General features: G+C 61.4%; 13 protein-coding genes and 2 pseudogenes. 3 read left to right on the top strand and 12 right to left on the bottom strand.

Annotation, left to right across the window (positions count from 1 at the left end):
• Positions 1-133: integrase core domain-containing protein (locus ASG68_RS30965; protein WP_156384920.1), on the top strand; the 133-nt coding region annotated here is incomplete at its 5' end.
• A 33-nt stretch (positions 134-166) separates the two neighbouring features.
• On the opposite strand, the pseudogene ASG68_RS32640 reads toward ASG68_RS30965, so the two are convergent.
• Both ASG68_RS32640 and kduI read right to left on the bottom strand, forming a co-directional pair.
• Positions 167-614, bottom strand: a pseudogene (locus ASG68_RS32640) (SDR family NAD(P)-dependent oxidoreductase); the annotation flags it as partial.
• Between the two features lie 5 nt (positions 615-619).
• A pseudogene (kduI, locus tag ASG68_RS26350) lies at positions 620-1,457 on the bottom strand (5-dehydro-4-deoxy-D-glucuronate isomerase).
• Between the two features lie 198 nt (positions 1,458-1,655).
• Here kduI and ASG68_RS26345 point away from each other — a divergent pair.
• On the top strand, positions 1,656-2,696 hold the full coding sequence (locus tag ASG68_RS26345; RefSeq protein WP_062584491.1) for an aldo/keto reductase: 1,041 nt from the start codon (positions 1,656-1,658) through the stop codon (positions 2,694-2,696).
• Positions 2,697-2,714: 18 nt separating this feature from the next.
• Here ASG68_RS26345 and larB read toward each other — a convergent pair whose 3' ends face one another.
• Genes larB through ASG68_RS26325 form a run of 4 tightly spaced genes read right to left on the bottom strand, consistent with a single transcriptional unit; the run spans position 2,715 to position 6,414 of the window.
• Positions 2,715-3,392, bottom strand: a complete 678-nt coding sequence (larB, locus tag ASG68_RS26340) for a nickel pincer cofactor biosynthesis protein LarB (RefSeq protein ID WP_062584489.1) — start codon at positions 3,390-3,392, stop codon at positions 2,715-2,717.
• Positions 3,389-4,186 (bottom strand): adenine nucleotide alpha hydrolase, encoded by a 798-nt coding sequence (locus ASG68_RS26335; protein WP_062584486.1) that lies wholly within the window; start codon positions 4,184-4,186, stop codon positions 3,389-3,391. Before ASG68_RS26335 ends, larB begins: the two co-directional genes overlap by 4 nt.
• Positions 4,183-5,430 carry a LarC family nickel insertion protein gene (locus ASG68_RS26330; RefSeq protein ID WP_082478589.1) on the bottom strand — a complete coding sequence of 416 codons (1,248 nt, stop codon included), beginning with the start codon at positions 5,428-5,430 and terminating at the stop codon, positions 4,183-4,185. Before ASG68_RS26330 ends, ASG68_RS26335 begins: the two co-directional genes overlap by 4 nt.
• Before the next feature lie 12 nt (positions 5,431-5,442).
• A complete protein-coding gene (locus ASG68_RS26325; RefSeq protein ID WP_082478590.1) occupies positions 5,443-6,414 on the bottom strand; it encodes an NAD(P)-dependent oxidoreductase in 972 nt (323 codons plus the stop codon).
• 61 nt (positions 6,415-6,475) lie between these two features.
• Here ASG68_RS26325 and ASG68_RS26320 point away from each other — a divergent pair, with 61 nt between their 5' ends.
• Positions 6,476-7,228: a FadR/GntR family transcriptional regulator gene (locus ASG68_RS26320; protein ID WP_062584479.1), complete on the top strand. Its 753-nt coding sequence runs from the start codon at positions 6,476-6,478 to the stop codon at positions 7,226-7,228.
• 4 nt (positions 7,229-7,232) lie between these two features.
• On the opposite strand, the gene larA is transcribed toward ASG68_RS26320, so the two are convergent.
• The 6 genes from larA to ASG68_RS26290 all read right to left on the bottom strand — a co-directional run bounded on the left by larA (position 7,233) and on the right by ASG68_RS26290 (position 13,228).
• Positions 7,233-8,525 carry a nickel-dependent lactate racemase gene (gene larA / locus ASG68_RS26315; protein ID WP_062584567.1) on the bottom strand — a complete coding sequence of 431 codons (1,293 nt, stop codon included), beginning with the start codon at positions 8,523-8,525 and terminating at the stop codon, positions 7,233-7,235.
• Positions 8,525-9,253, bottom strand: a complete 729-nt coding sequence (locus ASG68_RS26310; protein WP_062584478.1) for an ABC transporter ATP-binding protein — start codon at positions 9,251-9,253, stop codon at positions 8,525-8,527. The genes larA and ASG68_RS26310 overlap by 1 nt, the downstream gene beginning before the upstream one ends.
• The gene (locus ASG68_RS26305) at positions 9,250-9,975 is read right to left on the bottom strand and encodes an ABC transporter ATP-binding protein (protein WP_062584477.1); all 726 of its coding nucleotides are present in this window, start codon (positions 9,973-9,975) and stop codon (positions 9,250-9,252) included. The genes ASG68_RS26310 and ASG68_RS26305 overlap by 4 nt, the downstream gene beginning before the upstream one ends.
• Positions 9,972-10,976 carry a branched-chain amino acid ABC transporter permease gene (locus tag ASG68_RS26300; RefSeq protein ID WP_062584476.1) on the bottom strand — a complete coding sequence of 335 codons (1,005 nt, stop codon included), beginning with the start codon at positions 10,974-10,976 and terminating at the stop codon, positions 9,972-9,974. Before ASG68_RS26300 ends, ASG68_RS26305 begins: the two co-directional genes overlap by 4 nt.
• Positions 10,977-11,006: 30 nt before the next feature.
• Positions 11,007-11,876 carry a branched-chain amino acid ABC transporter permease gene (locus ASG68_RS26295; protein WP_062604037.1) on the bottom strand — a complete coding sequence of 290 codons (870 nt, stop codon included), beginning with the start codon at positions 11,874-11,876 and terminating at the stop codon, positions 11,007-11,009.
• A gap of 134 nt (positions 11,877-12,010) precedes the next feature.
• Positions 12,011-13,228: an ABC transporter substrate-binding protein gene (locus tag ASG68_RS26290; RefSeq protein WP_062584474.1), complete on the bottom strand. Its 1,218-nt coding sequence runs from the start codon at positions 13,226-13,228 to the stop codon at positions 12,011-12,013.
• Positions 13,229-13,369 lie beyond the last annotated feature (141 nt).

The following is a 13,369-nucleotide window of genomic DNA, read 5'->3' as shown; positions in this document are numbered from 1 at the left end:
CTCAGCACTGCCGGACACCGAAACAGCGCTCCGGCTTATCGACCGGTGGATCGAGGACTACAACGAAATCCATCCCCATTCCGCGCTCAAGATGGCTTCCCCTCGGCAGTTCATCAGGGCAAAATCAAACTAGCCGACATGTCCGGTGAAACGGGGTGCACTTCAAGGAAGGAATGCAGATGCCACCCTGAAAGAATAGCATCGAGGCAATGTTGATCACCTTGCCTCGCCCCCTTTCGATCATTGATCGCGCCACGGCCAGCGTGAGGAAAAGGTTTTCTTGAGGTTAATGTTTATCACCGCGTGAAGTCGACGGCATCCGCAGGGCCTACGATCCCGGCATTGTTGACGAGTATATCAATGCAGCCAAAAGCGCCAAGCACTTCGGCAACGATCGACTTGAACGGATCGAGCGAACCGAGATCGGCCTTGATGGCATGGAAACGAACGCCCTTCGGCGCGAGCAGCGCTTCCATCTCGTCCATGGGCGAGCGGCCGACCGCAACGATTGCCGCGCCAGCCTCGGCAAGCGCGAGCGCGATACCTTGCCCAAGTCCTGTATTGGCACCGGTCACGACGGCCGTCCGGCCGGAGAGATCGAAGGGATTGATCATGGCGCTCACTTCAGATCGCCGAGCGCGACATGATCCATGTCGGTATAATCCTTGTTGTCGCCGGCCATGGCCCAGATGAAGCTGTAGCTGCTGGTGCCTGCGCCCGAATGGATCGACCAGGGCGGCGATATAACCGCCTGTTCGCTGGCGACCAGAAGATGCCGCGTCTGCGTGGGCTCACCCATGAAATGAAACACGCGACTGTCCGACGGAAGGTCGAAGTAGAGATAGGCCTCCATGCGCCGATCGTGCGTGTGGCAGGGCATGGTGTTCCACAGACTGCCGGTCTCAAGCGTAGTGAACCCCAGGCTCAACTGGCAGGACTGGCAGACTTCCGGGTGGATATACTGGAAGATCGACCGCCGGTTTGCTGTTTCCGCTGCGCCGATTGTCTGCTGCCTAGCCTTTTCCGGCGTCAGATGTACGGTCGGGTGAACGACATGGGCAGGCGCTGAGACGAGATAGAATTTCGCCGGCCGTTGCGGATCGGCGCTTTCGAACAGAACCTCACCGATCCCCCTGCTCACATAGAGGCAGTCGAGCCCGCGCCAGTTCATGGACAGTGCCGTCCAGCCGTACACGCCCTGCCCCGCCAATGTTGAGAACACCAAGTTCCCGTTCTGCCAGAAATGTCTTCTGGCCGATCGCAATCGGCGCCGTCAACGCCAGCGGTTCGGCCAGAGGCATCGCGCCGCCAAGCACCATTCGATCGTAATGGGAATAGGTCAGCGCGACCTCACCCGGGCTGAAAACGGTTTCCACCAGAAACTGCTCCCGAAGCTTGTCGGTATCGAAAGCCCGCACGGCTTCCGGATGGGAAGCGTGCCGCACGTCAATTTTCATCATCTCCACCCCTGTTTGCCGGGCGCTCCCGCCGCCCGATTCCGGCAGATGAAGGCGTCGCCGATACTGCCAGCACAGTTTCTCCATCATATTATCCTCTTACCTTGTTGTACGACAAGCTTTATGTCAATGTCTTTGTGAACGAGACATCGAAAGCGGTGAAGCGTTGGCAGCAAGCCGGAATACGAGGGAGGAAACATGAGGAAGATCGAATCGCGCACTGTCACGGAAAGACTGAGCGTCACTACCATGGGTCTTGGAGGAACCGGGCTCGGTAACATGTATCGCTCGACCGAGCCGAAAGATGCCCATGCCACGGTGCATGCCGCGTTCGAAAACGGTATTCGTTATTTCGACACCGCACCGGTCTATGGCTTCGGACTGGCTGAAAGCCGGCTGGGCGAAGCGATCCGCTCCCTGCCGCGTAAGGACATCGTGATCTCCTCCAAGGTCGGCTACGATCTTGTGCCGATCCCGGAATCGGAAATGAAACCGCAATTATGGGACGCTGCCCCGCCCTTCCGTGCCGATTTCGACTATTCGCGGGACGGCGTGCTGCGCTCGATCGAGGGCACGCTGAAGCGGCTCGGCACCGACTATGTCGATATGCTGGCGATCCACGATCCGGATGAGGCCCTTCATTTCGCACCCGGCGAAGACCCCTATGCCCGTAGCCGCTTCCGCGAGGCGATGGATGGCGCCTATCCGGTGCTGGACGACCTGCGCGCACAAGGCGTGATCAAGGCCATTGGCGTCGGCATCAACCAATGGCAGATGCTGTCGGATTTCGTCGTTGCGGGTCAGTTCGACTATTTCCTGCTCGCCGGCCGCTACACACTGCTGGAACAGGAGCCGCTTTCGGTGCTGTTTCCCGTGTGCGAGCAGCGTGGCACGAGAATCGTCATCGGCGGCCCCTATAATTCCGGCATTCTGGCGACCGGCGCAAAGGACGACGCCACCTTCAATACCCGCAAGGCTCCGCCCGCCGTGCTCGATCGCGTCCGACGGATCGAGGCCGTTTGTGACCGCCACGGCATCCCCCTGCCCGCGGCCGCACTGCAATTTCCGCTCGGCCACCCCCTCGTCGTCAGCGTCATTCCGGGTGCGAGATCTGTCGCGGAACTTACCCAGAATCTCGACTACATGCGCGTAAAAATCCCGACGGCCCTCTGGAACGACATGATGACGGAAGGGCTGGTGGAAAGCGGATCACCGCTGCCGCTCGGCGCTGCGGCCTGATAGAAAAAGCCGTCGCTTTCAAATCGAATCCCGCATCCTTGCCGCGCTTGCCATGATGCGCATGGCGGCTGAAGCCGCGCCGTAACCGTTGTCGATATTGCAGACTGTGAGGCCCGGGGCGCAGCTGGCGAGCATGGCGTTAAGCGCGGTGCGACCGGCTTCCGCCGCGCCGTAGCCAACCGAGGTGGGAACGCAGATGACGGCGGAGGAGACCAGACCACCGAGCACGCTGGCCAGGGCTGCATCCATGCCGGCGACGGCGATTATGATCGGAAAACGGCGAATATGCTCCAGCCGCTCGGTCAAGCGCCAGAGACCGGCGACGCCGACATCGACGATCATCTCAGCTTCGATGCCGCGATGGCGCAACGTCCGCGCGGCCTCGCGTGCAACCGGGGCATCCGATGTGCCCGCACCGACGATCGCCACTATTCCGCGCGAAAAGACCGGCCGGACCTCACCGAAAAATGCGGTCTGCGAGATTGAGCAATAATCGATCCGCGCCTGATTGGCGGCAGAGAGCGCCGCGAGTTTTTCAGGGACGAGACGCGTCAGCAGAAGCCCGGCGTTTCGCGCAAAGGCTCCATCCAGAATGGCATCGATGTGGGTCGGCGATTTCATCTGGCAGAACACGGCTTCATCTAGCCCGATCCGTTCAGCGCGGTCGAAATCGAAAACGATGTCCTCGCCACTCATGGCTTAACCCCGACGAAGGCGCTGCCGTTGCGATAGGGCGCGAAAGAGATACCCTTGTCCGCGAGGGCCGCCGGCAGGAGCCCTGTTATCGAGGCGGTCAGGTTCGCTCTCGTTGCCGGGCTTGCGGCATCAAGACTTGCCGCATCCAACTCGATGACCACTCCCGTCTTCCGGACGCGGCAGCGCACCGTACGGGGCGACAACCGATCGAGAACCAGCAGCTCGACCGCATGGATGGCCGACAGCATCTCAGGCTCGATGCGGATCAGCGTTTCCACGCGGCTGGAGAGACAGGGGGAGGCCGGCAGATCGGACAGGTCTCCAAGACCGAGTTCACGGGCCAGCCCACGCACGCCGCTCTTGCCGATTCCAGCTTCGAGATAGGGATGGCGGACGCCATATTCGCGGGCGGCATCGAGACCTGGCCGATATTCGCCGAGATCGTCGGTATTGGCGCCAGACAGGACCTGCCGATCCGTCAGGGCCGCGATGGTGCCGTAGAGATTGCCCTTGCAGAAGAAGCAGCGGTCGAGCGGATTGTTGCGGTACCGCTCGTCGGCCAGTTCGCCGGCATCGATGACGTTGAGGTCCCAGCCCTCTGTGCGGGCCCAGTGCCGGACACGTTCCGTCGCCTCGCGCGGCACGGCGGCCGAGGCGGCATGCATGACCATCACTTTTTCGCAGCCGAGCGTGCGATGGGCGAGCACCGCAAGCGTCATGGAATCGACGCCGCCGCTGACGGCGATCGCCAGAGGTCCCATGTCGCCCAGAATCTCACGCAAGCCATCCGTCATGAAGCGTCCCAGTCTCTTTCGACCTTTGCACGAATGCCATCACGCGCGGCCTTGCCTGCGATGCCGGCGAGATCGTCGGCCTCGATCTTGACCGTCTCGCCGCCTGGTCTCGTGGCCGTCTTGATCCGCAACATGCGCCCCTCGCTCTCGATAGTGCCGGCCTCTCGTGGCAAGGTCAGCCGCTGGACGAACTGATAGCGGATGCCGATCGTGCTTGTTTCCTCGAAAACACGCTGCGCGACGGCTTGAAGCGCATCCGGCCGCACAAGCAGGCGGATATGCGCCATCATCCGTCCCTTCTTGCCGAACACGGTAGATTGCACGACGTCGAGCACCGCCTCATGCGCCCTCAAATGATCGATTGCATGGACGAGGTCCTCTGCCGTCTGGTCATCGGTCTCGAATTCGATGACGGCTATGGTTTCGGATTCGGGGAAATCCTCTGCCGTTTCGAAGCAGAGGACACGCAGGCAATTGCTGATGCCCGGCAGGCGCTTCGTCCCGAAGCCATGGCCGGAGGCGACGAGTTTGCGCGCGGTGTGCGGCACCGGCTTCCTGCAGAGATAGCGCAGGATTGCCGCACCCGTCGGCGTGACGCGCTCGCCGCCGATTCCGTCATCGATCGTGTTGAACCCTGCGATCAGCAGCGCCGTTGCCGGAGCTGGAACGGGCAGTAATCCATGAGCGGTCTTGACCCGTCCAGACCCAAGCGGCAGCGCGCCCGCCGTCCATGCCGATGCACCAAGCTGCGTGATCAGATAGGCGGCGCCGACGATATCCGCGATCGAATCCCAGGCGCCGACTTCATGGAAGGCGACATTGTCCGGGGTGGTTCCGTGCACCCGCCCTTCCGCTTCCGCAAGCAGCGATAAAATGCCGATAGCGTGGTGGACCACATCCCGGTCAAGACGCGATTGCTCAATGGCGATGCGAATGTCTCGCCAGGCGACATGAGCGTGATCACGGCCATGATCGTCAGCGTGATGGTGGTCCTGATGATGGTCATGCCTGTGAAAATGGGCATGCGCGAGCGTTTCGCTGTTTCCCTTGCGCACCAGAAAACGTCGCCCCGTCAGAATGCCGTCGTTGTGCGCAACGAGTTCAACCTTGACGCCCTCGATCATCGGGCAAAGCGCCAGCGTGTCGCGAAGCCCGGCTTCGAGATCAGGCCTGAGATCGAGCATCGCGGCGATGAACATGTCGCCCGCAATACCGCCAAGGGGGTCGAGGTGAAATGCCGTCACGTGCCCACGTCCTCACTTCGCCGGGATGGGGTCTGTCAGCGAAACGCCGTTCAGGCCGGCGATCACATCGGAAAGAGCGGGCACGAAGGCTTCGCCGTGGCCAGTCGCGACAGCCGTGGCAAAACTGTTGCGCACCGCCGCACCGATGGGATTGGCAACACTTGCCGATTGCGCGAAGGAGGCGAGATAGGACATGTCCTTGAGCGCATTGACCATGGCGAAGCGCTGGGCGTTCTCGTTGCGGTTCAGCACGAAATCGAAAAAGGCCTGGTAGAATGAGCAATCCATGCGGCTGCCCCTGATGACACTATCGAATACCTGCGGTGTCAATCCGGCCTTGACGCCGAGGGTCAGCGCTTCGGAATAGATCGCCGAGTAGCCCATGGAGATGAAATTGTTGAGCAGTTTCATCGTATGGCCGCTACCGGTCGGCCCGGTATGAATAACGCGTGCAGCGAAGGCGTCGAGCACCGTTTTTGCGCGCGCGAAAACGTCCGGCGAGCCTCCCGCCATCACGTCGAGCTTGCCTTCCGCCGCCTCCTTGGGCGTACGCGCCAGCGGTGCATCGATGAGCGTGATGCCGGATTGGGCGAGATCGGCGGCGAGCGCTACGGTAGAGGACGGATTGGATGTCGAGCAGTCGATGATCAACAGCGGTTTACCGGCGGAGGCAAGGCCATCGGCCCCCTTGATTGCCTGCTCCACCTGCGGGGAGCCCGTAACGCAGAGAACAACAATATCGCTTGCGAGGGCCAGATCCCGCGCTGTCTTCGCTTCCGTCGCCCCCTTCATCACAAGGTCATCGACTGCCTCGCGTCGGCGATGCGCAAGAACCGCCAGAGGAAATCCCTTGGCGAGCAGGTTCGCCGCCATGCCAGAGCCCATGGCGCCAAGGCCGATAAAGCCGATCCGTTCCTTCATGGTGTTGTCTCCCGTATGTTCAGGCCGGCAATGAACCGGCCGTTTTGCTTTTTTTGCTGCCATCGGATAGCAGAGGTGGAATGGACTTTATCGGAAGTGCCCGCTTGAAAGGGTCTCGGAGAGAATGACGGATAAGGACACGGCCTTTTTCAACGCCATCCAGCATACGCCGAACCTGCGCAGCGGCTTGGTGGACACGCTGATCGCGCAGATCGAATCCGGCGATCTCGCACCGGGTCAACGGCTTCCGACCGAGCAGGCAATCATGACTGCAACCGGGGTCAGCCGCACCGTGGTGCGCGAAGCTCTGGCGTCGCTGCGAGCCAAGGGGTTGATCACCACCCGGCAGGGACTTGGCGCCTTCGTGTCCAACGATCCCAATCCACGTTCCTTTTCCATCGTTCCCAACGATCTTGAATCGATCGGTGATGTTATCAGCGTCCTCGAATTGCGTATCGGCATTGAGGTGGAAGCGGCAGGGTTGGCCGCGCAACGGCGCACGGACGAGGATCTTGAGCGCATGCAGGCCAAACTCGATGCTTTGGATGCCTCGATCCTTGCCGGTGGCTCCGGTGCGGCCGAGGATTTCGCGTTTCATCGGGCAATCCTGGTCGCCACACAGAACTCCTATTACGCGCGGCTGTTCGACACATTCGGCAACCTGATGATCCCGCGCCAGTGGGCGCGCTTCGATACGATGAGCCCGGCCGAGCGGCAGAAGCACATGGCGCGGATGCGCCGGGAGCATGGCGCGGTCTTTGCCGCGATCCGCGACCGTAACGAGAATGCCGCGCGCAAGACCCTGCGCAGCCACCTCTCCCGAAGCGCTGCCCGTTTCGCCGACCTTCGCGACCAAACCAGCCAACCGGTCGACTGAGGCATCACGCCGAAAACTGCGGGATGACATATGGCCCCTCCGGTATGACGGCCACCTGCCGGTCACCGCTGCGCGCGACGCTTCGCGCGATGGCCTCGGTGACATCGCCGATCATGGTGACGCCGGTCAGGTCACGGTCATCGCCGACAAGGCCCGTGGTGAAAAGCTCGATGCGGCCGGCGCGCATAGGCTTGAGCTGCATTTCCGTCTGCCATTCGTCGATTTCAGCAAGCGATTTCGCCGTCAGGGTGGCAAGGAAGCGTTCAGGCCCCAGTTCAACCAGCCGCGCCTGTGCCTCGCGAAATTCGTGCGATCCGAACCCTTCCGAGCACTCCGACACCATGATCAGCGTGCCGCCGGGTTGAAGGATATCCAGCGGCGTCACCATGCCCTTGATCGTCTGGTAATATGTCTTGTCGAGCGGGTAACCGGCCGATGAGGTGACGACGGTGCCATATTTGCGCGGCAGGCCGATGCGCGTCGCGTCGCTGACGAAATCGACGGCAGCCGCGTGGCTGGCGATGATTTCACCGAAGGTGACGCAGACGAGATCGCGTTCTTCGTCCAGAACGGTGTTCAGCGCATAGACCTCACCGAGCAGCTTGACGATCTCCAGTTGTTCCTCATGCAGCGGATTGCCGACAAGATTGCATTGCACCGCCAACGGGTCTTCCATGAAACGGGCGGAATGGAAGGTGCGGATCGTTTCGTGATGGGCGACACCCGGTGCAATGACCTTGCGTCCACCGGACCAGCCGGCCATGAAATGCGGTTCGACCAAGCCGGTCGCGATCCTGAGATCAGCCTCGACGAACAGTTTGTCCAGCTTGACCGGCGTGTTGCGTGTCGGCGTAAGGCCGAGATCGATATGATCGTCCTCGTTGCGCGCATAATGGTTTTCAACGCGAACGGTTTCGAGCACCCAGGGATCACCGACCAGTTCCGCCAACTCCTCCCCAAGATTGGGCCGGTGCAGGCCGGTCGCGACGAGAACTGAGATGTTTTCGCGCGCAATACCGCCGGACAGCATGGTCTCGATCATTGGCCGCAGGAACAGGTGGTTCGGCACGGGCCGGGTAATATCGCAGATGAGGATGCACGCGCTGCGGCGGCCCTTCACGAGATCAGACAAAGGCGCGGAAGCGATTGGCTGTTCCAGGGCCGCGATCACCGCCGCCTTGGGATTGGTAATCTTCGGCAATGGCTGCTTGCGAATGACGGTCGGTACGGTTCCCTCCGGCAGCTGAATGGCCATATGGCCGCGACCGTAGGAGACTTCGATTGTTGTGTCACGCATCATGCCGTCTCCTTTATCCCGCCGAGATAGAGTTCCCGCATCAGCGACATGTCTCGCAGTTCCTCGATCGGACCGGAGAGGGCTATCCGGCCATTCTGCATGAGATAACCCCGTGCGGCGACGGAGAGCGCAAGGCCCGCATTCTGCTCAACCAGCAGCACGGATGCGCCGAACCGTTCACCGATATTCAGAATGATCGCCTTGATCTCCTTGACGAAAAGCGGGGAAAGGCCGAGCGACGGTTCATCGAGCAGCAGCACTTTCGGCCGGGCCATCAGACCCCGCGCGATCGCCAGCATCTGCTGCTGGCCACCGCTCAGCGATCCCCCCTTGTCGTTGCGCTTTGAGGCGAGGATCGGGAAGAACTCCTCCATCAGCCTGACGTCCGCGTTGACGGCATCGGCATCGCGGCGGGTATAGGCGCCAAGCCGCAGGTTTTCCTCGACCGTCATGTCGGCAAAGATACGCCGGCCTTCCGGAACCAGCACGACACCACGTTTGGCCATCACATCAGGCGGCTGGCCGGTGACTGTTTCGCCGTTGAAGGTGATCTGGCCGGAGCGTGGTTTCACCAGCCCTGCAATGGTCCGCAGCAGGGTCGATTTGCCCGCACCGTTCGGCCCGAGAATGGTGATGATCTCATTTTCGCCAAGGGTGAGCGAGGCATCGCGGTTGACGATCGTCGGCCCGTAGCCGGTTGTGACATTGTTGACGGAAAGCAGCGTCACAGTTCACCTCCCAGATAGACTTCGAGCACCTTGGGATCGTGCAGCACGTCCGCCGTCGGCCCGTCGGCGATCTTGGAGCCGAAATCGAGCACGATCAGCCGCTTGCACAGCATCTGCATCAGCTTCATGTCGTGATCGATGACGCAGACGCTGATGCCATGGGCCGGAAACTGCTGAACGAGGCCGACGAGGGACGCTGTTTCACGATCGTTGAGGCCGGCGGCCGGCTCATCAAGCAGAAGCAGTGACGGGCGAGTGGCGAGCGCCAGCGCAAGACCCAGAAGACGCAGGCTGCCGAAGGGCAGGATGCCGGCCTTTTCTCCTGCAAGGCCGGGAATGCCGACAAATTCGAGCAGTGACATGGGCGTTGGCCAAGCGAAATCCTCTCGTGCTGAGGCAGAAGAATGCTCGGTGGCGATCTGCACGTTCTCCAGCACACTCAGCCCCGGAAACGCCATCGCCTGCTGGAACGTGTAGCCGATCCCGTTGCGGGAAATGCGGTTGGCGGGGATGCCCGTAATATCCTGGCCCTTCCAGCGAACTGTGCCGGCAGTCGGCTTGTGCACGCCGGTGACGACGTTGAACAGCGTGGTTTTGCCGGAGCCGTTCGGCCCGACCACGCCAAGGATTTCGCCATCATGGATGGTAAGGTCCACGCCAGAGAGAGCGGTGACGCCGCCGAACTGCTTGCGCAGCCCCTTGATCTCGAGAATGGCGTTCATTGACCCGCCTCCGAAACCGCACTCGCTGTGACCGCGCGGCGCCTGGACGCGCCCATCAGTTTCGACCAGCCATCAGCAAGGCCGGCGATCAGGCCGTTCGGCAGGAAGAGAATGACGGCGATCAGGCAGACGCCGTAGAGAATGCGCGACTGGACGGGATCGAGGTTCAGCACTTCCGGAAGGAAAGAGACAAGGATACCGCCGGCAAGCGGCCCGAGCAGCAAGCGTGCGCCGCCGATCATCACCATCAGCGCCAGATAGATACTGGGGAACGAAGCGAACTGGCCGGGTGAGATGTGGCGCAGGAAATAGGCGAGCAGAACCCCGGAAACACCGGCAAAGACGCCGCTGACGACGAATGCACCGATCTTGTGGCGGCCGACATTGATGCCGATCGCGGCCGCCAGCTTCTCGTTCTCGCGGATCGCCCGCAGCGTACGGCCATAGGAGGAGTTGATGATCGCCCAGCTTGCGACGGCGCTGATCGTCACGAAGGCGATCACTAGCAGATAGAAGTTTTGAAGGTCGCCGATATCGGAGCCCAACAGGGTGACCGGCTTGCTCATGTCCAAACCGCTCGCAGCACCCGTATACTCGCCGCCATTGGTGAGCACGATGGTGAGCAACTGCCCGAAGGCGAAGGTCATGATGACGAAGTGGTGGCCGCTGACCCGCAGTGAGGGAATGCCGATCACCGCCGCCACGACCGCCGCCATGATGCCAGCGACAGGGATCGAGAACCAGAAGCCGATATCGAAGTCGCGTGCGAGCAAGGCTGCGGTATAGGCGCCGACCCCGACGAGCGCGGCATGGCCCATGGACAGGATACCTGTCTGGCCGAACAGGACCGAGAGACCATAGAGCGCGATGATATTGATGCCGGCCGAGATCGCCAGCGACAGGAAGCGGTTGCTCGGCCCCATCAGCGGCACAAGCGCGAGCAGCGCCAGCACGATGAGCACGGGAACGAGCGACCGCAGGGAAGAGAAGGATGTGATCATGGTTTCCGACCGATCTTTGTCATGGGTCCATCAGGCCATTTTCGGACCGCTGGTGCCGCCGAAGAGGCCATGTGGACGGAACAGAAGGACGAGGATCATCAGCCCGAACGAATAGGCGTCGGTCCATTCGGAAAAACCGTAGCCGGCGCTGAACCCTTCGACGATGCCGAGGATGAGCCCAGCCGCGACCGCACCGGTGAGATTGCCCAATCCGCCGATCAACGCGACGGCAAACCCCTTCATGACCATGGTTCCGCCGGTAAAGGGCGTGATCGGGAAGAGCGCGATCAGGAGGCCACCGCCCAGGCCCGCCAGGGCGCTGCCAAGCACGAAGACGCCGGTGATATAGCGGCGCACCGGAATACCCATCAGCGCCGCCGTGTCGCGATCCTCGACGCTGGCGCGCAAGGCCCGTCCGTAACGGCTTCGGGTGATCATCACATAGGTCATGACGACAACCGCAATGGTCATCAGGATAACCATGACGCGGACGGATGCGATGCGCACGCCGGCAATTTCCCAAACGGTGGTCAATGGCCGGGGAATGCTCTTCTGGTTGGCGTTCCAGAACAGGATGACGACGTGCTGCAGGACGACGATCAGACCCAGCGACACGATGAAGCCATTGGTCGGCCGCTCCAGCGTGAAGCGGAAGATTGCCCGTTCAAGCACCAGCCCCATGATCGCGACAGCCAGAACGCCCAGCACGAGCGCGACCGGAAAGGACATGCCGTTGCTGACGGCAAGCCAGGTGACGATGCTGCCGACCATGAGGAATTCGCCATGGGCGAAGTTGATGATGCCGGTCAGGCCGAAAATCAGGGTGACGCCGACGGCAATCAGCGTGATGACGCTGGCGATCGACAATCCGTTGAGGATCTGTTGCAGAAGAATATCCACGGTTCCGTCCCGGTGCTGCTCCCCGTCGGTAACCCGCGAGGATTTGCCTTCAAGCAATTGTCTGCCGGGCATGGCGCCCGGCAGACTGATGGCAGCTTTGCAGGAGCATTGTCGCCGCCATCCTGGGAGAGGCTTTATTCCGGCGCTTTTTCCGGCGGCTGCTGCATCGAGCAGGTGATGTCGCCGCCCGGTGCAGCCGCGCAGACTTCCGTTGCGTGCGTGACCTGATGGGTCTCGTTGAAGGCGAGCTGGTCGGAGACGACGCCCGAATATTTCATCGACATCAGGGCTTCGACAGTCTTGTCCGGATCGAACGTGCCGGCCTTTTCCCATGCCTTGGCCAGGAAGTGGACATAGTCATGGTAAAGCAGCGATACCGACGAGGTCACGCCATGGGGTGCACCGGCCGCGAAATAGGCGTCGAAATAGGGCTTCGAGTTCGGGTTGGACGATGCGCCCCAGCAGATCGGCACGCAGCTCATGGCAACCGGCACATCCGCCGTCAGGCCGCGTTCCTTCCAGATGCCGGGATCGACGCCGAACAGGAAGTAGCTCTTGGCGGCACCGAGTTCCAGCGCCTGCGGCAATGCCGTCAGCGTCGAGTCGCCATTGTACCAGAAGTGGATGACGTCAGGCTCGAAGCTCTTGGCCTTGGTCAGGAACGGCGAGAAGTCCGTGGTTTCCGGCGGGTAGAAGATGATGTCCGGGACGTCCTGTCCTTCGGCCTTCAGGGCCGTGATGTAGAAGGACGACAGGAACTGGCCGGTCGCATCATTGCCGACCACGAGGACCGACTTCTTCGGCTTGGCGCCGAGCAATGGCTCGAGCAGGCTCAGCACGCCGCGCGCGGTGGAACCCGAGCGCTGGAATTCCTGTGGCTCCGACTGGAACAGATAGTGGTTTTCACCGCCTGCCTTGACGGCTTCAGGCGTCAGCACCTTGCCGAGCGTGGAATTGCCGGCGAAATGCATGATCTTTGCCGGCTGGGTGATCTTCGCCATGGCCAGCGTGAAATCGTGGGATTCAGAACCGAAGATCGCGGCGACCTTTTCGTCGCGCACCAGTTCCTGGGTTGCCGCAATCGCGGTCGCGATATCGGTGCGGTCGTCGCGCTTGACCATTTCGAGCTTGTAGTTCTTGCCGCCGACATTGATGCCGCCGGCGTCGTTGATCTGCTTGACAGCGAGGCCGACGCCGGCCGGAAGCGTGTGCCCGGCGGAAACGAATGCACCCGACTCTGCTGCGACAACGCCGATCTTGACTGTATCTCCTGCATCCTGGGCAAGCGCCGGAAGTGCGGGCGCGCCAAGGCACAGCGCCAGTGCGGCGCCCCTCAATAGATTGCTTTTCACTGTTTCATCCTCCCGATGAAAGTTTTGCAGCCTTACCGGGTTGTCGTACAACCCTGTTTTCTGATAATCCTATGGGTATAGGATGTCAAGCGAGAGAGATTTGGCATTCGTCCGGCAGAAAGCCGGCTCGAAACACGAAGG

It is taken from the genome of Rhizobium sp. Leaf453, from assembly GCF_001425605.1.
In the GTDB taxonomy this organism is placed as follows: domain Bacteria; phylum Pseudomonadota; class Alphaproteobacteria; order Rhizobiales; family Rhizobiaceae; genus Pararhizobium.
Note: the sequence above shows the minus strand (reverse complement) of the source record. Positions and strands in the feature narration are given on the sequence as shown.

What these genes read in the sequence shown, in the direction of transcription:
- ASG68_RS26335 (WP_062584486.1), bottom strand. Translation starts at nt 4,186, where the DNA reads ATGACGGATGGCTTGCGTGAGATTCTGGGCGACATGGGACCTCTGGCG.
- larB (WP_062584489.1), bottom strand. Translation starts at nt 3,392, where the DNA reads ATGAGTGGCGAGGACATCGTTTTCGATTTCGACCGCGCTGAACGGATC.
- ASG68_RS26320 (WP_062584479.1), top strand. Translation starts at nt 6,476, where the DNA reads ATGACGGATAAGGACACGGCCTTTTTCAACGCCATCCAGCATACGCCG.
- ASG68_RS26345 (WP_062584491.1), top strand. Translation starts at nt 1,656, where the DNA reads ATGAGGAAGATCGAATCGCGCACTGTCACGGAAAGACTGAGCGTCACT.
- larA (WP_062584567.1), bottom strand. Translation starts at nt 8,525, where the DNA reads ATGCGTGACACAACAATCGAAGTCTCCTACGGTCGCGGCCATATGGCC.
- ASG68_RS26305 (WP_062584477.1), bottom strand. Translation starts at nt 9,975, where the DNA reads ATGAACGCCATTCTCGAGATCAAGGGGCTGCGCAAGCAGTTCGGCGGC.
- ASG68_RS26300 (WP_062584476.1), bottom strand. Translation starts at nt 10,976, where the DNA reads ATGATCACATCCTTCTCTTCCCTGCGGTCGCTCGTTCCCGTGCTCATC.
- ASG68_RS26325 (WP_082478590.1), bottom strand. Translation starts at nt 6,414, where the DNA reads ATGGCAGCAAAAAAAGCAAAACGGCCGGTTCATTGCCGGCCTGAACAT.